Genomic DNA, 20565 nt, shown 5'->3' with positions numbered 1-20565 from the left:
GGGCAACTTTGGGCTGGGCCCAGAGTGTCGGGGGAGCTGTTGAGTGAAGCCAAAACCAGTCTGGTTCGGACTTTCATTGCTTTCCACACTGATGATCGACGCCGGTTGCACTGTCCGGACGTCCAAGCCTGGATGGTCGGTAGCGATGGATTGGTCGGCCGGCGAGCGCTTCGATTATTCGGAATGGACGTTCGAACAGGGATTCCTCCGAAACGAGGAGCTGCAATATTACGCGGGTCAATCCAATTTCGAGATTTCGAATGGCGGCGTAACTCTCATTGCACGGAAAGAACAGGTCGCTAATCCGGATTATCGCAAGGGCGCTCCGAATTGGCGGCAAGTGCGGGCGGACGGCAAGTACACTTCGGCCAGTCTTGTTTCAAAGAAGTCCTGGCAGAACCTCTCTATCGAAATTGTCGCCAGCGTTCGCGGCGGCAAAGGCGCGTGGCCAGCAATCTGGCTGAAGGCTGAGAACAAGCAAGGTTTCGGCGAAGTCGATCTGATGGAGCAGCTGGGCCGGGAGCCCGATTTGGTTCACGCGACGGTGCACTATGGTTCGTCGTTCACCAACCGGACCGCCAAACAGGCCGAGCGCGTGATCCCCGGGCTGCAGGGCAAGGATGTCCTCTATTCAGCCGAGCTGACGCCCGAGAAGCTTCTCGTGTCGATCGACAATGAGCCGATGATTACGATGGATCGAACGCGACCGTTGCAGCAGCCGTTCAATCTCGTGATCAATCTTGCGCTCGGAAGTGCATGGGCGGGGCCGGTCGATGAAGCGGCACTACCCGCGACGATGACGATCAAGGCCATCCGCATATGGGAACGGCAGCCGCCCGAACCCGACAGCCGAGAAGACGTCACCGCGTCGGATTAGGGCGAATGCTGGAGCCCTTTGCGGGCTTCGAACACTCAACCGGCCTTGGGATCGGGCGTCGTATTCGGATTGGCAGCGGGGCCCGCAGCGCTTGCGATCTCCGGAAGCATCTTTGCCATGCCGGCGAGGATCGTATCCACGGGAATTCCGAGAGATCTCGCGATCTGCTGAACATGTTCGTCGCCGAGCGCGGTTTGAATTTGCTCCGGCGTGATCGGCAGATTGTTCTTGTTCTTGTCGAGCCACGAAGACACCTGAGATCCGAAACCCGCATCTTGAAGTTTGGTGAGGATCGACTGGAGGCCTTCGGTTCCGAGGACGCCCTTCAGGAGTTCCGGCAAGGCTCCTTCCTCGGCTTGTCCGACGATGTTTCCGACAACTCCCTTGAGTGTATCGCTCCAGCTCATGGTCTGCCCTTTCTTTGTTCGACACGTCATCCAGCGTGATTGCTTTTTGACCTCTGTCCAGGGCGTCCGCGACGTGGCGGGCGTCACCCATGCATCACGAATCCCCGGCCGTTAACCGGCGTTCGTGTGAGTTGAGCAAGCAGATACTAGGCTCACGTGACAGGGCCGTAAATGCAGCGATGCCGGTCAGAACGATCAATAACGGCACCGAAGCGCCACGACGGTGGACGATTGAGATGCTTCGCCATATCATGATCAAAGTTCATAGCTAACAGGCGACTATGATCATCAAACACATTCGATCCATCGGCGATAGCGGCGCCGCGCGCGCGGGCGTTGCGTGCTTGGCCCTTCTTTTCTGCCTCGCTCCCGAGGTTCGTGCCGAGGATTGCGTCGGCGTGCAGTCGACGACTGCGGAACCCGATTTCACGGCTTGCGACGACGAGATCGAGTTCGATTTGGATGCGGCTCTTGCAGAGCACTCCCTACCGGTCGCGTCGGCTCCTCCTGCGTCGGACGGGATGCCGTGGATTGCGCTCAGCAAAGGCACCATCCCGTCCAAGTTCAACGCCAACGATGGCAGTGTTTCGGTTCGCACGAGCTTGGGCACATTGCGCGATTACAATGCGCGGACCGTGTCCGTGCAACGGCCGGACTATGCGACAGCAGATGCCTACGCGGTGAAGCTTCCGAAAGCTGGTCCCGGGCCAAATACTCCGATTGATGTTTGGAGCAATATCGATCTTAGCGGCTACAACGGATCGGAGTCGCATTCGTCGCGCGTCGGTTTCGGAGCGGACTACAAGATCAACAGAGCGACGAGCGTAGGCGTGTCGTTGGAGAAGGGCGATGCCCGTTCCTCGCCGGCGGCAGGCGTCGAGCAGGATCAGAAGGCTTCTGCTTACGTCACGATGCAGGCGGCGCCGATGCTAAGCCTCGACGCACGTACCGAATGGCAGGCGGGCAACAGCGAATTTGCGGCGAGCACGGGAGTTGCTCAAAAGAGCGCTGTCATCCTCGCGCCGAAGGTCAATCATTCGTTCTCGCTCGAAGGTGGAACGACACTCGAGCCATTCGTCACCTACAAGCGCGCCTTCGATTTATCGACGAGCCGCAAGGAAGGGGTGGATACGTCGTTCGACGCGGCGTCTGCCGGCGCCGGCGTCACCTACACGAAACCCGACGCTTACTCGCTGAGCGTTACGGCAGACGTCGACAATGTCGGAATGTCAACCGAGCCGCAAAGCCTGAGCAGCAAGTTCCAGCTCAGCGTTCCGATCAGGTGAACGTATCGCTGCTCACAGCGGCGCCTTGAAGACGAAAAACGCTCCGAGAGCGATGAAGGCAAATCCGACGCCCTGATTGATCGTGATCGGCTGGCCTAGATAGGTTGCCGAGAAAGCTACGAAGACGACCAGGGTTATAACTTCCTGCATCGTTTTCAATTCCGCCGGCGAATAGACCGCGACCCCGTAGCGATTGGCCGGGACGGCGAGGCAATATTCGAAAAACGCAATTCCCCAACTGACGATAACGACAAGCCATAGCGGCTTGTTGGTGAATTTGAGATGGCCGTACCAGGCGAAGGTCATGAAGACGTTCGACATCGTCAGGAGGACGATGGGTAATACTGCTTGTGGGATCATGTTGCTCGAAGGTCCGGATTGATTGCGTCTGGTGGGAATTGCCGTTCCTCAATTACCCGCCGAACGGCCCAAAGGCAAAAGCGGAACCGGAATTCAGCGGGAGGCGTTCACAGAGCAGTCCAAATTGGCGAGGCTCGGATGCCGGAAAACATCAGAGAGACCGTTCCGAAGGTCCTGAAGACCCTTTGGGATCTTGAAAACAAATTACGCGGCGCCGCGCAGAATGGCGTCTTCCTGCGACGCGAGGAGGCCAAGCAACACTTGGCCGAGGCGCGGCAACACCTCGATGAATTGATGAACCTTGTGCGTTCGCATGATTCATCTGCGGAAGGTCAATCGGAGCAGTCAACTGACACCGGCATTCCACCGTCTATCAAACATTGAGGAGAGCAACATGGCACGTGACGTTATTCTTTGGCTGGCAGGCGTTCCGCTGGTCGTGATCATCGGCCTGCATCTGTTCGGCTTCCTGCACTAACATCAAAGCGCAAACCCGGAGCCTTAGCTCCGGGTTTTCCTTCTTCTGCTGATGGTCGTTTCAGCTGACAGAGTCGTCCGGTTCTTCCTTTTTCGCCAGCATGACAGCCACATGCCGGTTCAATGCATCGGCCGCGAGTGTTGGAACGAGGCCCGGCCCAATGGGTCCGTGAGCGGCATTGTATGCCGTTCGCATGTCGCCATCCTTGCCCCAAACGATCAGCGCAAATCCCGCAACGTTGTTTCCCAGTCCGTCGACTGCGGCGTTGCACTTTTCAAACAGGTCTTCGCGCAGAAGCTCTGCATCCCGCTCGGATCGTGCAGCCTTTTCAGTGGTCAGCTGTACAAGTTTTGACATTGTTTCACGTCCGCTTGTGTGATCGTCGAAGGTGGTAACGCGCGGAAAGGGTTCAGGTTCATTGTCTTTGTCCTGACGAAATGTTCTCTCTAGGTTTTCGGGGGGCTTGACTGCGGCATTTGGATCGGCATCCTAAGGAGAGCCGCGAAACGGAGGCGCCGGGATTGCCCGGTTGGTTGTGAAGGTGTCGGCCGGACGACATCGCAACAATCGAGGTCGTCATGCTTTCCGGCGCTACAACCGGCGTGCGTTCGCAGCATAAGCTCAGCGCGCTGTCTCCTTCCTCCATCGCTTCCGAACAAACCTATTCGGGCACCCATACTTTTCTCAGGGCGCCACGCGTCGACCGGGCAGGAGCGGGCGATTTCGTCGTGCTCGGGATACCGCTCGACATCGCAACGTCGAACAGGCCGGGAGCGCGGCTCGGGCCCGACGCGGTGAGATCTGCCTCCGCTCAGCTCGCTGAACTCAAGGCTTATCCCGGTGGTTTCGATCCTTTATCGCACGTCAGGATTGTCGATCTCGGCGACGCTTTGCTCGATTTCGGATTTCCGCAAACGATCCCTGCGGCGATCGAAGACGCTGCGTTCGATGTCATCGCGAGCGGCGCATTCTTGTGCGCTCTCGGCGGCGATCATTTCGTCAGCTATCCGTTGCTCAAAGCGCATGCGCGGATGCATGGGCCGCTGACGCTCATTCATTTCGACGCCCATCCCGATACGTGGACGCCGCGTGTCGGGCATGACGGTTCGGTCGAGATCAATCACGGCACGATGTTCGCGCAAGCCATTCACGATGGCCTGATCGATCCCAAGAAGTCATCGCAGATCGGCATTCGAACCTGGGTCGACGATCCGATGGGCATGAACATTTTCGACAGCGCCGCCGTCGCCGATAGAGGCCCGAGTGAGATCGTTGCGATGGTGAAGGCGCTTGCGGGGGATTCTCCCTGCTATCTGACCGTCGATATCGATTGTCTCGATCCGGCCTTTGCGCCCGGCACCGGCACGCCCGTGATGGGTGGGCTTACGCCGCGCGAACTGCTCGCCATGCTTCGGGGCCTCGAAGATGTTCGGATCGTCGGATGCGACGTCGTCGAAGTGGCGCCCGCGTATGATCATGGAGGCATCACGGCGCTTGCTGCGGCAACTGTCGTGTATGAGCAGGCGTGCCGGTTGGCTCGCATGAATGGTGCGCGGGCGGACGTCTATCCGTGGCCAGGCGGGGCGATGTCCATACGCGATGACGCAAGGGCAGGACAGCTGAACCGGATGTAAGTCCGGTTCCCGCCGGAACAGCGGAAGCATCCTGGGACACGCTATTTCTTCTCGCGACAACGGCCCATTGGGGCTTGCCGCTAGAAGAGATGGAGACCTGCAATGACTACTTTTGTTGTGATCCACCGGAATGCTTTCCGCGCTGTTCTCGCGCCGGCCCTCGCTCTCGCCGGCGTCACGCTGATGGCGGGCACTGCTTCGGCCGTCAGCCTGCGCGTACAAATGGCGTGCGCCAGCGATTATTATGCTCACTGCAGCGCCTACAGTCCGAACAGCCCGCAGGTCAGATCGTGCATGCGCGCGGTCGGCGTCGGTCTCTCGAAGGGTTGTGTCGATGCACTGGTTGCGGCTGGCGAAGTTTCGGTTGCGGAGGTTTCGCGGCGGCGTGGCGGATCGATGACCGCAGCGAAGTAAGTCTCCCGCAAAATTCGCACGTTCGGTTGCGTTCGCGGCTGAGATATTGGATGTCCTAAACCAAATCTTAACCATAAAGGCGAAAACGTTAAGCGGTGTTCAGTTGGCTTTGTGGGAAGTCATGCCGCCGCTTGATGTTTGGTTTGAACCGGCTTCCGATTTGCGTCTCGCCCAAGGCTTCCAATTACAGTTGCCGCGTTCTCACGTTCCCACCCGCAAATCCAAACTCACTCGCGTTTCCATCGAGGACTTGCGGCCGACGCAAATGGCGGTCGGAATGCGGGCCGTTGCGGCCAAGCGAGAAAAAGTCGAACGACGCGCGAGAAGCCGGCGAAAGCTCAAATGTTTTCTCGAGGAGCGTCCGATACCGGCCGTGCTCGGTCCCGGCGAAGACTTCTTCATCATCGATCATCATCACTTGAGCCTGGCGCTGTTGAAGAGCGACGTGGAAGAGGCATGGGTCGATGTGGTCGCTGATTTCTCGCAGCTGCCGCGCAAACGCTTCCTGCGGCAGATGACAACGCTCGGGCTGTTGCACCCTTATGATGCGCACGGGCAACCGGTGTGCCCGTCAAAACTTCCCGAGACGTTGAAGCAATTGCGCGCCGATCCCTATCGCGACCTCGCTTGGTCCGTTCGCAAAGCCGGCGGCTTTGCAAAATCGGGCAAGCCCTATGAGGAATTTCGATGGGCCGATTTTTTCAGGGCGCGCATTCCGAGGGCGACCGTGCGCCGTGATTTCGAATATGCGCACAGCCATGCCATGCGCCTCTCTGCCTCTCGCGAGGCCGTGCGGATGCCCGGATATATCGGGCGGTAAACTCTCTTAGTGCCGCTGCTGACCGTTGAAGGTGAACTCGAACTCGTCGTGCATATTCTGTGCGGCTTGGCGCCAATCGGCTCCTGCCTGACCATTCAGCGCGGCTTCGATTTCGGCCCGTGCCTGATGGCCTGGTTCCTGCTGCTGATACGCTTGCTGATCAATCGCTGCGACGGGCTGTATGGGAGTGCGCACGGGAAGCGCACAAAGTCGCGAAGCAAGATCCTGGAGTTCTCCGAGAATGGCTTCGCGGCGAAGCTCGTGCTGGATCGCAACGTTGCGAACATCACGAAGCAGCTGCTCATCGACGCGGCGGATTGCGTCGGACAACGTCATCACGAAATCCTGTTCGGTGCGCGCATTATCCGCAAGGCGCATCAACATTTCTTCGACGTTTTTAGATAGGGCGGCCATGGTTATCTCCTCGCGGCTTAGAGGTCCGATACCGTGCGATTCTCATGGCCAAAAAGTGATGACGTTATGCTCGGAATGCGAGCTAAGAGGCGCGCGAGGCTCATCAATTTGCCGAGCACAAAATATCATCTGACGGATAATTTTGCGGGAGAGTTATGCGCGCTGCAATTCGAATTTGCAGCGCGCCGCCGTTTCGTTCAGCTGTCGGACTTATGGCTTGAAGATCGTCAAGCCGGCGACGCCAGCTGAGATGTTCAGCCCCGTCTGTCCTTCGACGCTCACAGGCTGGAGGATGATGGACTGGCTCGAGCCACCGAGGAGTGCGTTAGCGCTCGCGCCGATGCCGACTGCGGCACCCGCGGTGACGCCGCCGTAATTGCCTTCGAGTGCTTCACTCGGAATGTTCGTCGTCGGTCCAAGTACCGTCCAGACGAGAGTGCTATCGCCCTTGATGCCGATATCGACACCGACTTTGGTGATCGTTGCGGCGTAACGATAGGTGCGTCCGCTGATTGGCGTTTCGAAATTGCAACGCAGGTTTTGCTTCGAGCCGAAAATGTACCCGACGCCGCCCTTGCCGTAGCAGGTCAACGTGCCGACCGCGATTTTCGGCGCGGCGATGGACGGCGAAAGCGGCGTTGCGGCCATCGCGGCGAAGACTGCGCATCCGGCAAGAACCCGCGAAGCAAGGGGTGATGAAGTCATGTTCTTTTCTCCCGACATCGACTGTCGCGCGCGGGCATGTCCGGGCGCGTGTACATAAGGACAAAAACTCTGCACATGCGTGACGTTCGAGCCCCCTGTAGTCGCGGAGGTCTAAAGTCCTAAAACGACGGTTCGGTGGCAGTTCATCCGGCCAAAGTCACGCGCGAGTGAAGGGTATGGTGAACGGCTATCTTGGCGTGCATCTTGAACTCAGGTCAGCGCGCCGTCTCAGTGTTCCGAATATCGCTCGTTCAGCTCCTTGGTGCGCTGGATGGTCTTTCCGGTCATGCATCCGAGGATTGCCGCTGTGGCGCCGGTGCCGCCGGACCATTCCAGCGCCACGAGGTCTTTGCAGTCGGAATCGCGGTAGGCGACCCAGGCGCGTTGGGCATTGCGCATCGCTTTCTCGAGGCGCTCTTTGTCCGACTGTTCGTCCATGTCGCGCGTCCGGATATAGGCGAGAGCACTCGCGTAGGCGGCGTTGAGGGCCTTATCGGCGGCCTGATAATCCTTGTCGGCGCAGAAGTTCAGCTCCACCGTCGTTCCAGCGTCGGCGCAATTGATTTCAGCGGCGGCGGGTCTGGTGGTCCATAGGCTTGCGAGGCCGAGAGAGAGGAGAAGGCAGGGAACGAGCGCTGCAAGGCGGGGCATCGGTCTGTACTCCAAGCGGTGCTGAGATATGACGTGTGGAAATTTCTACGCGTCGCGCGTTCCGGCCGGTAGGCTTTATTCGGAAAAATTCGGAATTGAGACGGAAAAGGAATTTGCATCATGATAGCGCCGTGTCTCCGTCTCCATCGCCTTGTCATGAACCCGACGCAGGAAGCGATCTTTGATGCCTTTCACGGCCTACAGCTACCGCGATGATCCGGCGGTTCCGGGCTTTGACGATAGCCGGCCCTTGATCATTTTCGACGGTCTTTGCGTTCTCTGTTCAGGCGGCGTGCAGTGGATGCTTGATCGCGATCCGGCTGGGCAAAGCCAGTTCGCAATCATTCAAGATCCGCTGCCGAAGGCCCTTTACGCGCATTACAATCTCGACGCCGAAGCGTTCGATACCTTCATGGTGTTGAGCAAGGGACTGCCTTACACGCGGTGGGCGGGCGTGTTGGCTGCGGCGCAGACGCTGCCTCAACCCTGGCGCGGATTGGGGTTCGCGGGCCGAATTATTCCCGATGCCATCGGCGACCGGATTTACGATTGGGTTCAGCGGAACCGGCTCCGCTGGTTTGGCAGCCGGGATACGTGCAGGCGTCCGAGCGTCGCCGAGAAGTTGCGATTTCTTGTTACGTAGGTCCGATTGCGGCAGGCACTGATTGCCGCCATGTTGTGGCAAAGCAGAGGAGACGCTCGATGAGTTGGCTCAAGGATAACGATCCCATTCCGGGCGATTGCAAGTCTTGCGACGCGATCGAGCAAGTCATTGTGCCGCGCGCTCGCGATCTCGGCGGGTTCGAAGTGCGGCGCGCGCTGCCGTCGGCGCAGCGGCAGATGATCGGGCCCTTCATATTTTTCGATCAGATGGGCCCGGCGCAATTTCTATCCGGGCAAGGGATCGACGTCAGACCGCATCCCCATATCGGGCTTGCGACCGTCACCTATCTTTTCGAAGGTGAGATGATGCATCGCGACAGCCTCGGGTCGTCGCTTGCGATCCGCCCGGGTGAGGTCAATCTGATGACGGCGGGCCGCGGCATTGTCCATTCCGAACGGACGGCTCCCGACACGAGAATGTCCGGCCAGGATATGTTTGGAATCCAGGCGTGGATGGCGCTTCCGAAGTCTCATGAGGAGAGCGCTCCGGCCTTTGCGCATCATGATGTGAGCGCGCTGCCGAGGCTCGAAGGCGAGGGGAAGCGCGTTCGGCTCATCGTCGGCAGTCTTTACGGTGAGACGTCGCCTGCCGCCTTTCCGCACGATTGCTTTTATGGCGAAGCCGTTCTGGCGCCGGGCGCCGTTCTGCCTCTCGATCCGGATTACGACGAACGCGCCGTGTATCTCGCGTCGGGGCGCATCGATATCGGAGGGCAGACATTCGAGGGAGGTCAGCTTCTCGTCTTCAGGCCCGGCGATCGCATATCAATTCTCGCGGAAACAAACGCGCGGCTGATGCTTCTCGGCGGTGAACCGATGGACGGGCCGCGGCATATCTGGTGGAATTTCGTATCGAGCTCGCAAGAGCGCATCGACAGCGCCAAAGAAGATTGGCGGCAAGGCCGTTTCGAAATCGTTCCCGGCGATGAAACGGAATTTATTCCGCTACCCGAAAATCGCTGATTTCTGATTTGGGCCACAATTCATCGCAATTCGCCACCTGAGATTGTGCGCGCCGTACAGCTGCCGTTCAGTCTTCGACTCCTAAAGTGCAAAAGCCGGAACCAGTAATCGCAATTGCGAATTACCGGGAGGCAATAGCTTGGGAGACCGAAATGCGAAATCTACTTTTGGCAGTGGCGCTGGGACTCGGGATCGGCTTTGCCGCGACCGGAGCTCAAGCCGCTGCAATCGGCGGCGGCAATCTTGCGGCAGTTGAATCAGCTGCGAAGAGCGGCAACAGTGTCGTAGAGAAGACGCACTATCGCCGTTGGCGGCATCGCCATCATCGCTATGGCTATTATAGGCCGTATTACCGGCCCTATTATGGATACGGCTACTATCGTCCGTATCGCCATCACCGGCATTGGCGTCATCACCACCGCCACAACCGCTGGTAATTCGCTCAGCCATTCAAGGCTGACCGAAAATCATTGCAGGGGACGAGCTTAGCCTCGTCCTCTGTATGGCTGTACGCCCTGGTCCGGCAGCCACACATCCTTCGGAAGTGTTCCCGTTTGCCAGAAGACGTCAATCGGAATGCCGCCGCGCGGATACCAGTAACCGCCTATTCTCAGGAACTTCGGTTCGATAAGGCTCGCAATACGCTTGCCGATCGCAACGGTGCAATCTTCATGGAAGGCACCGTGGTTGCGAAACGACGCGAGATAGAGTTTCAGCGATTTGCTTTCAAGCAGCCACGCGCCCGGCACGTAGTCGATGACGAGATGTGCGAAATCGGGCTGGCCCGTCACGGGACACAGTGACGTGAACTCGGGTGCGGTGAAGCGCGCGACATAGTCTGTATCGGCGTGCGGATTGGCGACGCGGTCGAGCTGAGCCGTCTCGGGACTGTCCGGTATCCCGACTTGCTTGCCGAGCTGAGTTGCGCCCGGCTTTTCCGCTGCCATTGTCCGTTACTCCGCAGCCAAACGCGCTTCGGGTGAAGGTCCGCGATATATACAACCTTCACTGCAGCTATCGCGATGGACTTCGACCTGGCACAGGCCGGGGATGCGGTTCGAAAGCCGGTTCCAGATCCACACGGCGATGCGCTCGAGCGTCGGCGCTTCGAGCCCGTCGATGTCGTTCAGCATGCGATGATCGAGGGCGTCCTCCGTTTCGCGGAGCGCTGACGATAATTCGTCGAAATGGAAGATGTAGCCGGTCGTCGGGCCCGGTTCGCCTTCGACGACAATGCGCGCGCGAAACGAGTGTCCGTGCACGCGGGCATTGGGTGTGCCGGGTGCTGCCGACGGCAGGAAGTGGGCCGCCTCGAACCTGAATTCCTTATAAATTTGCATGGCCGCTCCATACGGGATTTCGCCCCGAGGCGCCACCCCCGCCGGGGGGCTCAAACCGCGCCAAACCGGCGCGGAAGGCCCATTCGTTAAGGGATTCCGAGAATTTTATGGGTTTGGACCGACAGACGCCATGCCGGATTGGCTTTGCAGTAAGCGATGGCCGCAAGCGTGTTGGCGCGCTGATCGGGGCCGTCCATCGGCTGCAGGAAGCGTTCCTCGAAGTCGAGTTCGAGATACCGGGCCGGGTCGCCGCCTTCCTGCGGGAAGACGAGCTTCAACTCGTGACCGTGCAGCTGCTTCAGGTCGGAGCCGACTTTCGGTGAGACGCAAATCCAATCAATCGTTTCGAGGACCGGAAGCGTGCCGTTGGTTTCGATCGCGATCCTGAAGCCGCGCGCGTGGAGCGCGTCGACCAGCTCCTGGTCCACCTGAAGCATCGGTTCTCCGCCGGTCAGGACGACAAGTATCGAATGGTTTGACGCAGGAGCCGCTTGCCGGCAGGCGTCCGCGAGGGCATCGGCAGTCTCGAAGCGTCCGCCGCCTTCTCCGTCCATCCCGACGAAGTCCGTATCACAGAACTGGCAGACGGCCTTGGCGCGATCCTGCTCACGCCCGGTCCACAGGTTGCAGCCTGCAAACCGGCAGAACACGGCGGGCGTGCCGGCGTTCGCGCCTTCGCCTTGCAGCGTGTAGAAAATCTCCTTGATCGCATACATGCTGGGATACCTACGAAGCGCCGCGGGCAAGTCAAGTCCGGCAGGGGCGGATGGTGACCGCAGCGCGCTCCTGTCGCTGTTTCGGCTTATCAGAGGCGCCGGCCGGGGGCCGAAAATGGCCGGCAGGGCGTCGTCGCCGCATTGAAAGACGCCGAGCATGAGAACAGTTTCAATCGGGCGACGGGTTCCAATCCGTTTGCGTTAGAAGCCTGACGGAAGGGACCAGCCATGCAGCCAAGCGCACCGCGAAGCTCTCCCGGGCCGGACAATGTCGGCATCGTCGATCTTGCGACGCTGACTTCAATGAGCGGGCTCGAGTTTCTTACCGCCATAATGCGCGGCAATCTGCCGGGACCGCCAATTTCGAAGACGCTCGGGTTCCGGTTGGTCGAAGCGGAGGAGGGGCGGACGGTGTTCGTTTCCGAACCTCGCGAAGAGCACTACAACCCCATTCGAACCGTACACGCAGGGTATACCGCGACGCTGCTCGATTCCTGCATGGCGTGCGCGGTGCTGTCGACGCTTCCGAAGGGCACCGGGTTCACGACAATGGAATTCAAGGTTTCGTTGCTCCGTCCGATGACGAAGAACACGGGCACCGTTCGTGCCGAAGGAACACTGCTGTCGCGCGGGCGTCGGGGTGCGGCGGCTGAAGGCCGATTGACGGACACCAGAGGCAGGCTCATCGCGCACGCGACGACGACGTGCCTGATCTACCCTTTCTGAGATCTACGCTTTCTGAGATCTACGCTTTCTGAGGCAATTCGCGATTTGTGCGCGCTTGCCATTCCGCCCAGCCTTTAGCGCGAAGATCGCAAGCCGGGCACACGCCGCAACCATAGCCCCACTCGTGACGGTTCGTGCGGTCGCCGACGTAGCAGGTGTGGGTGTCTTCGAGGATGATTTGGATCAGGTCTTCGCCGCCGAGCTTCGAGGCCAATTCCCAGGTTCCGGCCTTGTCGATGAACATGAGCGGGGTTTCGATGGACACCGGCGTCGCCAGTCCCAACGACAGGGCCTGGGCCATTGCCTGCATCGTATCGTTCCGGCAATCGGGGTAGCCGGAGAAGTCTGTCTCGCACATGCCGCCGACGATGGTGGCGATCCCGCGCCGGTATCCGAGCGCCGCGGCATAGGTGAGGAATAGAAGGTTGCGACCCGGCACGAACGTGGTCGGCAATCCGGTGGCCGCGAACGCAATTTCCGTGTCGCGGGTCAGCGCGGTATCGCTGATGCTTTGGAGTGCCGGCAAGTCGAGGACCGTATCGCCGCCGAGGCGCTGTCCCGCAGGGCCGAGGCGCGCGAGTTTCGAGCGGATGATTTCACGCTGCTCGAGTTCGACGCTGTGGCGCTGTCCGTAGCTGAACCCGACCGTTTCGATCCGGTCGTAACGATCTAGCGCCCAGGCCAGACATACGGTCGAGTCCTGGCCACCTGAAAAAAGAACAAGAGCAGACGATTCCGGCACGGGGCGACTAAACCTTCTCAGAAGAGCTGTGGATGGCACCGATTTAGGATGAAAACCCTCACGGATCGCTTATTTAGCGCAACCCCGGGATCTTGGGTGGGTTTCTCTTTGATCGACTTTATCGACGAACACGTTATCTCACCCGTACTTCTCGACCGAACTGGCCCATAGGGTAGGCGCAGACCGCCCAGCGGGTCTTTGCTGCACCGACATTAGGGTTTAATAACCGGGCGCGAAACTCCCGAAAACGCCCCTTCCCAACCACAAGTACCAACACCAGGAACGCTCATGACCGCCATCGTCGACATCATCGGCCGCGAAATCCTCGACAGCAGAGGCAATCCGACGGTCGAAGTGGATGTGCTTCTCGAAGATGGATCAGAGGGCCGGGCTGCCGTACCGTCGGGCGCCTCGACCGGGGCTCACGAAGCGATCGAGCTCAGGGATGGGGACAAGGAGCGTTACCAGGGCAAGGGCGTTTGGAAAGCGGTCGATGCCGTCAACGGTGAGATCTTCGATGCGCTTTCGGGCATGGATGCCGAAGAGCAGCGCGGGATCGATGCGGCGTTGCTTCAGCTCGACGGAACCGACAACAAGAGCCGGCTTGGCGCCAACGCCATTCTCGGCGTGTCGCTTGCCGTGGCGAAGGCCGCGGCGCGTTCGAACGACCTTCCGCTCTATCGCTATATCGGCGGCGTCAACGCGCACATTCTTCCCGTGCCGATGATGAACATCATCAACGGCGGGGCCCACGCCGACAATCCGATCGACATCCAAGAATTCATGATCATGCCGGTTGCGGCCGAATCTTGCGCGGATGCCATCCGCATCGGCGCTGAGATTTTCCACACCCTGAAGAAGAACCTCAAGGACGCGGGTCATAATACTTCGGTTGGCGACGAGGGCGGCTTCGCGCCTAACCTGAAGAGCGCCGACGAAGCGCTGACCTTCATCATGAAGTCGATCGAGAAGGCCGGTTACAAGCCCGGCGAAGACGTGATGCTGGCGCTCGATTGCGCCTCGACCGAATACTACAAAAACGGGAAGTATCAGCTCGCCGGCGAGGGCAAGTCGCTCGATAGCGCGGGTAACGCCAAATATCTCGAAGATCTCGTGAACCGCTTTCCGATCGTCTCCATTGAAGACGGAATGGCGGAGGACGACTGGGCCGGATGGAAGCTCTTGACCGATCTCATCGGCAAGCGCGTTCAGCTGGTTGGCGACGATCTCTTCGTGACGAACACGGAACGCCTCGCCGAAGGTATCGAGAAAGGCATCGCGAACTCGATCCTCGTGAAGGTCAACCAGATCGGTTCGTTGTCGGAGACGCTCGACGCTGTGAGCATGGCGCAGCGCGCTGGGTATTCCGCAGTCATGTCGCATCGTTCGGGTGAAACGGAAGACTCGACGATTGCCGATCTCGCCGTTGCGACGAACTGCGGTCAGATAAAAACGGGCTCGTTGTCGCGCTCGGACCGTTTGGCAAAATACAACCAGCTCATCCGGATCGAAGAAGAACTCGGCGCCGTCGCGATTTATGCGGGCCGGTCGATCCTGAAGCGCTAGTCGCAATAAGCGGCGCCTGAAGGCGGCGGTACTCGCTAATGCGAACTGTCGTCTTAGGCCCGTTAATGTGGCTTTTTATTGAGCTTTCATAACATCAGCTCGCGGTAATGTGACGCCGGAACGCTAGTACGTTCCGCGCGTTTCGTTGCCATGAGTGTGAGCGTAATGCGTCAAACGAGACCAGTCACTTTCCGCGGGGCGAACCACGCGCGGAGGATCGATCATTTCCGCCGCCGTGCTTGGGTGCAGCGTCGGGCGTCTCGGCAAGTCGTCGAGCCCCCGTGCCCAACGCGTGAATATATTCCTGGCGAATTTCCTGAGCCGCCGAAATCGAAAGTTTGGGCCTTTCTGCGCCGCGGCATCGGCTTGGCATCGGATTTGGTAATCCTCATTATTGCCGCGCCGTTTTTTGCCGTTTGGTTCCTCTACCGGCTCGCCCTGCGTTTAGTCCGCGGCAAAAACTGATTTCCGGAATGTGATCGGGTTCGTGCCGCAGTAGCGGAACACGGTGCGGACGGATTCGTTTCATCTTGGCAACGGAAGAAACCAAAGGATGGACACGCCATGAAGAAACTCATTGCGGCATGTGCGTTCGCAGCGCTGATCGGTGCTGCGCCGGCAATCGCAGCTGATACGACGAACGACAATCGGCCGCCTTCGGACACGAGTTCCGGACCGGGCGTGAAGGGCGCACCGGGTAGCACGAATGGCCCTGCCATGGATGCAAATGATCCTGCTTCGAACAGCGGCGCGAGTTCAGGAGATCAGGGCATGTCACCTTCTCAGGACGCGACTGGCGTCAAGGGCGCACAAGACAGCACCAATGGCCCTTCCGACAAGAAGCCGGGCGATACGGCTAAGTAAAAACGACTTGAAGGCCCCGGCTTCCGGGGCCTTTTTTCATTGGCCGATGGGTGCAGGGCCCGATCTCTTTCGGTCTAATCCTTAATCGATGTTAATCATGTCAGCCGCTGGCATGTCGTTTGCTCGTCATTGGCGATCTCGCTCGCTCGATAGGGCCGAGGGGGTCGTTTTTTCAAGACGAGATGCGGGGCGGAGACAGACGTGTTTTTGGATAAACCTCATGCCGAGGCCGTTCAGGATCGGCTCGCCGCGCCGTCCAAAAAGCGCGGGATCGATGCCGCCGACATTCTCGCAGCACTTTGGCGGCGCAAGCTGTTTCTGCTGATTTGCGGGCTTTTAGGCGCCGGCTTTGCGGTGATGCTGTCGAAGATCGTACCGCACCGGTACGTCGCCACGGCCGAGCTTCTCGTCGATCCACGGGACCTTCGCCTTCTTGACAGAGAGGTCATGCCACGGGCCGGGGAATCCGATTCCGGCATCACGGTCGTCGAGAGTCAGGTTCAGGTGCTTTCGTCGAACAGTGTTCTAAAACGAGCCATCACGGCGTTGGGTCTTCAAAATGACCCGGAGTTCAATGGCACACAAGGCAACGCCCTAACGACCGCATTACCCGGGCTTGCCGGGTATTTGAGTTCCGAACCGAAGGGCTACCCAGAAACAACGGCTCTGCAGACGTTGCAGCAGCGGATCGGCGTCAAGAGACCCGAGCGCACGTTTGTCATCGATCTGTCGGTCAGTTCCAACGATCCGAACAAATCGGCGCGCATCGCCGACGCCATCATCGCCGCGTATCTCGAGGATCAGGCGCAATATCGTTCGTCGAGCAATGAAGGCGCTGCCGAAGCGCTGGACTCGGGCCTCAAGGCGATGAAGGACCAGGTCAACGCAGCGGAAGAAAAAATTGCTGCCTACAAGGCGGCTAACAACCTCGGCCTCGCAAGCGGCAAACTTGTCGTCGAGCAACAGCTTACCGATGCGAACAATCAGTTGGCTCTGGCGCGGGTGGCGACGGACCGCATCAAAGCGCAGATGGACGATATTCAATCGTCGCGCGCGACGCCCGAGTCGATCCCCGAGATCATGGCTTCGCAGACGTTGATCAATTTGAAAAAGCAGCTCGCGGCGGTTTCGGCGGAGCGCGCCCGGTTTGCCGCTCAATTGATGCCGAAGCATCCCGTGATGGTGACGATGGCTCAACAGGAGCGCGCCGTCAGGTCCGAAATGGATCGCGAGATCCTTCGCGTCCTCGGCAGCATCCGCCACGACTACGAACGAGCCAAGGCCAATGAGCAATCTTTGGCAGAAGCCGTTCAACGTCTCAAAGGCGAAATGAACGAGGCGGCGAAGGCACAAATCGAGTTACGCGAATTGGAGCGCAATCTCGAGGTTACCCAGAGCCTTTATCAGCAGTCGGTGGCGCGATCGCGCGAGACGCGCGAGCAGTCGCGGCTCAATACGACGAACGTGCGCATCATCTCGTCTGCGATGCCGCTTGCGGCGCGCGTGTTTCCGCCTCGTGGCGTTATCCTGGCGATCCTCGGTTTCCTGATCGGGCAGGCATTGGCTGCCGCGGCGATCTTGTTTCCCCTTGTGCGAGGGCTTTTCGAGGCGCCGAGCTCTGTACGTGCAAGTGGCGCCAGCAGCGACGACACGATGCTGTCAACACGCGAGCGGGATGAGGAAACTCCGCTAAAGACACCCCGAAATACCAAAACGGGTGCCGAGGCCGGCGGTGACGCCAGTGCCGACGAAGTCTCCAGAGGTGCCGTGAGAGCGGCTACGCTCGTCAAGGCGAGCAACGGCGTTTCCAGAGAAAAGGACGTTGTTCCGCTCTCGCCTCGCAGGTTGATCTGCGATATGCGCGCCGCTTCGCGTGCTGCCCAGACGGTGTGGCTACGCGACGGCACTTCGGCAATGGCATCGCTCGCGCGCATCGCTGCGACCTCGCCGGATACGGCGTTCGCCGATCATATTCGGACGCTCCACGCTTACCTCGGCGGCCGAGCGAGCCCCGATGCGGTGCAGACGGTTTGGTTCGTCTCCAATCATGGCGTGCCGATCAAACCTGTCATCGCGCTCGCCTTCGCGCATGCATGTGTGGCGGAAGGCAAAAAGGTTTTGATCGTTGACGGCGACGTGCGGACGCCCGGACTTACGCGCTTGCTGGTGGCCGACGGCGCAGTGAGCGCGGGCACGGCGCGCGAGGCGAGGGGAAAGATCAGCAAGACAAGGGATCCGAGCCTCGATCTCTTGATCGTCAACAACCCCGATGCTTCTTGGATCATCGCGTCGCTGGATGACGCAAAGCCTTCCTACGATGTCGTCATCATCGATGCGCGGGCCGATGCCTTGTCGCACGATCTCGATGCCGCGAACCAAGTGCTCTTCGTTTCATCCAATCGGCCCAACGACGGTGTCGCGTTCGACACGGGCGTTGACGCCCTGACGAAGGATTTGCCGCGTCTCTGCGGAGCGATCCTCACGGTGAAGGGTCTTGCACGTCCCACTGCGGCAGTCGCTGCGCATGTCAGCTAATCTTAGCCGCCGCAACTTCATCGCCGGGGCGACGGCTGCGAGCGCTTTTCTCAGCTCGAAGTTGGCGCGTGCGGGTGATCAATCGAGGTTCGACGTCGCCGGCAATCAGCTCCGTTTCGGCGGCCGTCCAATTCGTTTGCTGGGTGTCGGTGTCGGCGACCCGGTATACGTGCGGGGCGAACGGCCCCTCAGCGACTACGACGTGCTTGCGCGCGATTGGCGTTCAACGGCCGTGCGGATCAGCGTTCATCCCGGACATTGGCGTCATAATCGGGAGCAGACGTTTGTCGCACTCGATCGCGATATCACCGCAGCACGAGCCGCGGGACTTTTCGTCATTATCGATTGGCATGCGATCGGTTTTCCCGGGCGGTACGCGGAGCCTGTAGATCCCAGTTGGGGTCTGCCACTCGACGCCTTCGAATCCGACGATGTGCTGGCTCTGGACTTTTGGCGGCACGTGTCTGCACGTTTCGGGAATGACCCCGCCATTCTTTTCGAACTTTGGAACGAGCCGGTTTACGACGGTAAGCTGTGGCGAAGCACTGGCGAACATTGGCCGGTTCTCAAAGCCCTCTGGGTGCGGCTGATCAGCGAAATCCGATCGCGGTCCGACGCGATCATCATCGTTGCGGGCGGGCGGTGGGCCCACGATCTCAAGGGAGTCACGAAGAACCTGATCGATGACGAGCGGGTCATCTATTCCTGGCATTGCTATCCGAATGAAGATCGTGGCGTCGCTTCGCGCTGGCCGGACACCCTAGACGGGCTTCCGGCCGTCAAACCTGTCGTCGTGACCGAGTGGGGCTTCAGCAGGGACGGGGATGATGCCATCAGAGGCACGCCGGAAGACTTCGGCATTCCATTCACGCGTGATGTTCTAGAACCGCTCAAGCTTCATTCAATGGCGTGGTGCTTCTCTTCCGGGGCGACGCCGAGGATGCTGGCGCCGGATGGTGTCTCAACGACCGAGTACGGCGCGTTCGTCAAAGACTATCTGGCGCGTGCGTCGCGTCCCGAGACTTAAATTCGAGGGCGAACAAAGATGGCAACGATGAAAGGGGAAGTCGGCACCGCTGCACCGGTTGCAAGTGATCTTGCGCGTGTGCTTCGGCCGTTCCTTTTGCTTGTCGTACTGCTTGTATACTGCATTTCGTTCGAGCCATTTCATGATCGCTCGGGCGCCGATCTCGCCGGACCGCTCGAGGGCGGTAATATCGCCAATCAGATTGCCTTCCCGCTGCTGTTCATCGTGTTGGCCGCCTTCACGCTCGCTACTAAGCCGAACCACTTCCGCAACGTCGCCGCGTTGCCGTTCGTGGCGTTCATGGTTTGGCTGCTCCTTACGAATGTCGTCTCCGGCGATCCGGCGACGGGTTTGAAGCGCGGGCTATTCGAGGTCATTTCGATGACGATTGCGGCGATGGCCGTGGGGTTGCCGCCGAGCCCGCGTCAGTTCGCCAATCAACTCGCGATCGCTGCTTTCGCCGTGCTCGTTCTTTGCTACGTGGGCGTTGCGTTCCTGCCATCGCTTTCCATCCACTCGGCTGGCGATACCTTGGAGAGGGAACTTGCGGGTAACTGGCGCGGCTTCTTCAGTCACAAGAATGAAGCCGGGGCGATGATGGTCGTCCTCATCTTCTCGGGGCTGTTCATCGCCGAAGCGGCCAAGACGTGGGCCGGTTGGCTGATCGTCGGCGCGGCGTCCGTGTTCCTGCTGTTCTCGATGTCGAAGACATCGATTGCGCTGGTGCCATTGACGTTGACCTTAGCGGCGTTGGTCTACCGGGCGCGAAGCGGTTGGCTTCGCGCCGTCCTTATCCTTCTGCCGCTTGTTTCTCTCAACCTTGCGACGGTTGGATCGAGCTGGCCGGGTCCAATCAGATCGCTCGTCGGCCTCGTGCTTCCTGACGCTACCTTCACAGGTCGAACGGATCTTTGGCGCTTCTCACTTGAGCAAACAGCGGCGCATCCGGTTTTCGGCTACGGGCTTACGGGTCCATGGCGGACGAACGAGCTGATGTATCGCGATAAGCTTCCGGCGGAGCCGGAGGATATTTCGGGCTGGGTCGAAGAACTTGGAACGGATTCTCACAACAGCTATCTCGAAGCCGCGCTCCAATTCGGCGTTCCGGGTTTAATATTGCTGCTGATCGCCGTGATCTATGTTCCGCTCCGGGACTTTGGGGCTGCATCGCGATTGTCGAACAATCCGGCCCTGGTGCGCTACTTCCTGAGGCTGTGGATCTACGTCCTCTTCACGGCTTCACTGGAGACTGTGCTCGTCTCGCGCAACAATCCGGTCTGGTTCATGGCTCTGATGGCGATTATCGGGATGCATTTGCTCGCGCGTTTCCCCGTCGCCAAAGAGGATCGCTGCTAGAGGATCGCCGCTGAGTTTTCC

At 59.5% G+C, this 20565-nt stretch carries 25 protein-coding genes; 15 read left to right on the top strand and 10 right to left on the bottom strand.

The window, feature by feature from the left end; all coding sequences use genetic code 11:
• Nucleotides 1-43 precede the first annotated feature (43 nt).
• A complete protein-coding gene (locus BM399_RS18265) occupies nt 44-877 on the top strand; it encodes a glycoside hydrolase family 16 protein (RefSeq protein WP_143117864.1) in 834 nt (277 codons plus the stop codon).
• 35 nt (nt 878-912) lie between these two features.
• Here BM399_RS18265 and BM399_RS18260 read toward each other — a convergent pair whose 3' ends face one another.
• Entirely contained in the window at nt 913-1284 is a 372-nt protein-coding gene (locus BM399_RS18260) for a YidB family protein (protein WP_092869240.1), read from the bottom strand.
• A gap of 281 nt (nt 1285-1565) precedes the next feature.
• Between BM399_RS18260 and BM399_RS18255 the strand changes: the two genes are divergently transcribed.
• Entirely contained in the window at nt 1566-2570 is a 1005-nt protein-coding gene (locus tag BM399_RS18255; protein WP_092869239.1) for a hypothetical protein, read from the top strand.
• 12 nt (nt 2571-2582) lie between these two features.
• Here the strand turns inward: BM399_RS18255 and BM399_RS18250 are convergent, their stop codons facing one another.
• Complete coding sequence (locus BM399_RS18250) at nt 2583-2930, bottom strand: DMT family protein (RefSeq protein WP_177228217.1); 348 nt, start codon at nt 2928-2930, stop codon at nt 2583-2585.
• Between the two features lie 138 nt (nt 2931-3068).
• Between BM399_RS18250 and BM399_RS21270 the strand changes: the two genes are divergently transcribed.
• Complete coding sequence (locus BM399_RS21270; RefSeq protein ID WP_177228216.1) at nt 3069-3314, top strand: hypothetical protein; 246 nt, start codon at nt 3069-3071, stop codon at nt 3312-3314.
• A 154-nt stretch (nt 3315-3468) separates the two neighbouring features.
• Here the strand turns inward: BM399_RS21270 and BM399_RS18245 are convergent, their stop codons facing one another.
• On the bottom strand, nt 3469-3765 hold the full coding sequence (locus BM399_RS18245) for a hypothetical protein (RefSeq protein WP_092869238.1): 297 nt from the start codon (nt 3763-3765) through the stop codon (nt 3469-3471).
• 221 nt (nt 3766-3986) lie between these two features.
• On the opposite strand from BM399_RS18245, the gene speB reads away from it, so the two are divergent.
• The 3 genes from speB to BM399_RS18230 all read left to right on the top strand — a co-directional run bounded on the left by speB (nt 3987) and on the right by BM399_RS18230 (nt 6276).
• A complete protein-coding gene (speB, locus tag BM399_RS18240; protein WP_092869237.1) occupies nt 3987-5042 on the top strand; it encodes an agmatinase in 1056 nt (351 codons plus the stop codon).
• A gap of 102 nt (nt 5043-5144) precedes the next feature.
• Nucleotides 5145-5456, top strand: coding sequence for a hypothetical protein (locus BM399_RS18235; RefSeq protein WP_092869236.1), 312 nt, complete (start codon nt 5145-5147; stop codon nt 5454-5456).
• Between the two features lie 121 nt (nt 5457-5577).
• Complete coding sequence (locus tag BM399_RS18230) at nt 5578-6276, top strand: ParB-like protein (protein WP_092869451.1); 699 nt, start codon at nt 5578-5580, stop codon at nt 6274-6276.
• Nucleotides 6277-6282: 6 nt separating this feature from the next.
• Here the strand turns inward: BM399_RS18230 and BM399_RS18225 are convergent, their stop codons facing one another.
• From BM399_RS18225 to BM399_RS18215, 3 genes are all read right to left on the bottom strand, one after another.
• Complete coding sequence (locus tag BM399_RS18225) at nt 6283-6690, bottom strand: hypothetical protein (protein ID WP_092869235.1); 408 nt, start codon at nt 6688-6690, stop codon at nt 6283-6285.
• 210 nt (nt 6691-6900) lie between these two features.
• Nucleotides 6901-7395: a DUF992 domain-containing protein gene (locus BM399_RS18220; RefSeq protein ID WP_092869450.1), complete on the bottom strand. Its 495-nt coding sequence runs from the start codon at nt 7393-7395 to the stop codon at nt 6901-6903.
• Between the two features lie 228 nt (nt 7396-7623).
• Nucleotides 7624-8046 (bottom strand): lysozyme inhibitor LprI family protein, encoded by a 423-nt coding sequence (locus BM399_RS18215; protein ID WP_092869234.1) that lies wholly within the window; start codon nt 8044-8046, stop codon nt 7624-7626.
• A 184-nt stretch (nt 8047-8230) separates the two neighbouring features.
• On the opposite strand from BM399_RS18215, the gene BM399_RS18210 reads away from it, so the two are divergent.
• From BM399_RS18210 to BM399_RS18200, 3 genes are all read left to right on the top strand, one after another.
• The gene (locus tag BM399_RS18210; RefSeq protein ID WP_092869233.1) at nt 8231-8689 is read left to right on the top strand and encodes a thiol-disulfide oxidoreductase DCC family protein; all 459 of its coding nucleotides are present in this window, start codon (nt 8231-8233) and stop codon (nt 8687-8689) included.
• 59 nt (nt 8690-8748) lie between these two features.
• Nucleotides 8749-9672 carry a pirin family protein gene (locus BM399_RS18205; RefSeq protein WP_092869232.1) on the top strand — a complete coding sequence of 308 codons (924 nt, stop codon included), beginning with the start codon at nt 8749-8751 and terminating at the stop codon, nt 9670-9672.
• A gap of 152 nt (nt 9673-9824) precedes the next feature.
• Nucleotides 9825-10109: a hypothetical protein gene (locus tag BM399_RS18200; protein WP_092869231.1), complete on the top strand. Its 285-nt coding sequence runs from the start codon at nt 9825-9827 to the stop codon at nt 10107-10109.
• A gap of 48 nt (nt 10110-10157) precedes the next feature.
• Here the strand turns inward: BM399_RS18200 and queF are convergent, their stop codons facing one another.
• The 3 genes from queF to queE form a co-directional block, all read right to left on the bottom strand.
• Nucleotides 10158-10619, bottom strand: coding sequence for a preQ(1) synthase (gene queF / locus BM399_RS18195; RefSeq protein WP_092869230.1), 462 nt, complete (start codon nt 10617-10619; stop codon nt 10158-10160).
• Nucleotides 10620-10625: 6 nt separating this feature from the next.
• Nucleotides 10626-11012 (bottom strand): 6-pyruvoyl trahydropterin synthase family protein, encoded by a 387-nt coding sequence (locus BM399_RS18190; protein WP_092869229.1) that lies wholly within the window; start codon nt 11010-11012, stop codon nt 10626-10628.
• An 86-nt stretch (nt 11013-11098) separates the two neighbouring features.
• The gene (queE, locus tag BM399_RS18185) at nt 11099-11728 is read right to left on the bottom strand and encodes a 7-carboxy-7-deazaguanine synthase (protein WP_092869449.1); all 630 of its coding nucleotides are present in this window, start codon (nt 11726-11728) and stop codon (nt 11099-11101) included.
• A gap of 228 nt (nt 11729-11956) precedes the next feature.
• Between queE and BM399_RS18180 the strand changes: the two genes are divergently transcribed.
• The gene (locus BM399_RS18180) at nt 11957-12454 is read left to right on the top strand and encodes a PaaI family thioesterase (protein ID WP_092869228.1); all 498 of its coding nucleotides are present in this window, start codon (nt 11957-11959) and stop codon (nt 12452-12454) included.
• Between the two features lie 19 nt (nt 12455-12473).
• Here BM399_RS18180 and queC read toward each other — a convergent pair whose 3' ends face one another.
• Entirely contained in the window at nt 12474-13196 is a 723-nt protein-coding gene (gene queC / locus BM399_RS18175; RefSeq protein ID WP_092869227.1) for a 7-cyano-7-deazaguanine synthase QueC, read from the bottom strand.
• 288 nt (nt 13197-13484) lie between these two features.
• On the opposite strand from queC, the gene eno reads away from it, so the two are divergent.
• The 5 genes from eno to BM399_RS18145 all read left to right on the top strand — a co-directional run bounded on the left by eno (nt 13485) and on the right by BM399_RS18145 (nt 20544).
• On the top strand, nt 13485-14762 hold the full coding sequence (eno, locus tag BM399_RS18170; protein ID WP_092869226.1) for a phosphopyruvate hydratase: 1278 nt from the start codon (nt 13485-13487) through the stop codon (nt 14760-14762).
• Nucleotides 14763-15326: 564 nt separating this feature from the next.
• The gene (locus tag BM399_RS18160) at nt 15327-15626 is read left to right on the top strand and encodes a hypothetical protein (RefSeq protein WP_092869224.1); all 300 of its coding nucleotides are present in this window, start codon (nt 15327-15329) and stop codon (nt 15624-15626) included.
• A 201-nt stretch (nt 15627-15827) separates the two neighbouring features.
• Complete coding sequence (locus BM399_RS18155) at nt 15828-18161, top strand: exopolysaccharide transport family protein (protein ID WP_092869223.1); 2334 nt, start codon at nt 15828-15830, stop codon at nt 18159-18161.
• Nucleotides 18151-19188: a glycoside hydrolase family 5 protein gene (locus BM399_RS18150; protein WP_092869222.1), complete on the top strand. Its 1038-nt coding sequence runs from the start codon at nt 18151-18153 to the stop codon at nt 19186-19188. Before BM399_RS18155 ends, BM399_RS18150 begins: the two co-directional genes overlap by 11 nt.
• Before the next feature lie 18 nt (nt 19189-19206).
• Complete coding sequence (locus BM399_RS18145; RefSeq protein ID WP_092869221.1) at nt 19207-20544, top strand: O-antigen ligase family protein; 1338 nt, start codon at nt 19207-19209, stop codon at nt 20542-20544.
• The last annotated feature ends 21 nt before the right edge of the window (nt 20545-20565 follow it).

The organism is Hyphomicrobium facile (assembly GCF_900116175.1).
GTDB classification, from domain to species: domain Bacteria; phylum Pseudomonadota; class Alphaproteobacteria; order Rhizobiales; family Hyphomicrobiaceae; genus Hyphomicrobium_B; species Hyphomicrobium_B facile.
The sequence above is the reverse complement of the archived record's forward strand: the minus strand, read 5'-3'. Positions and strand labels throughout refer to the sequence as shown.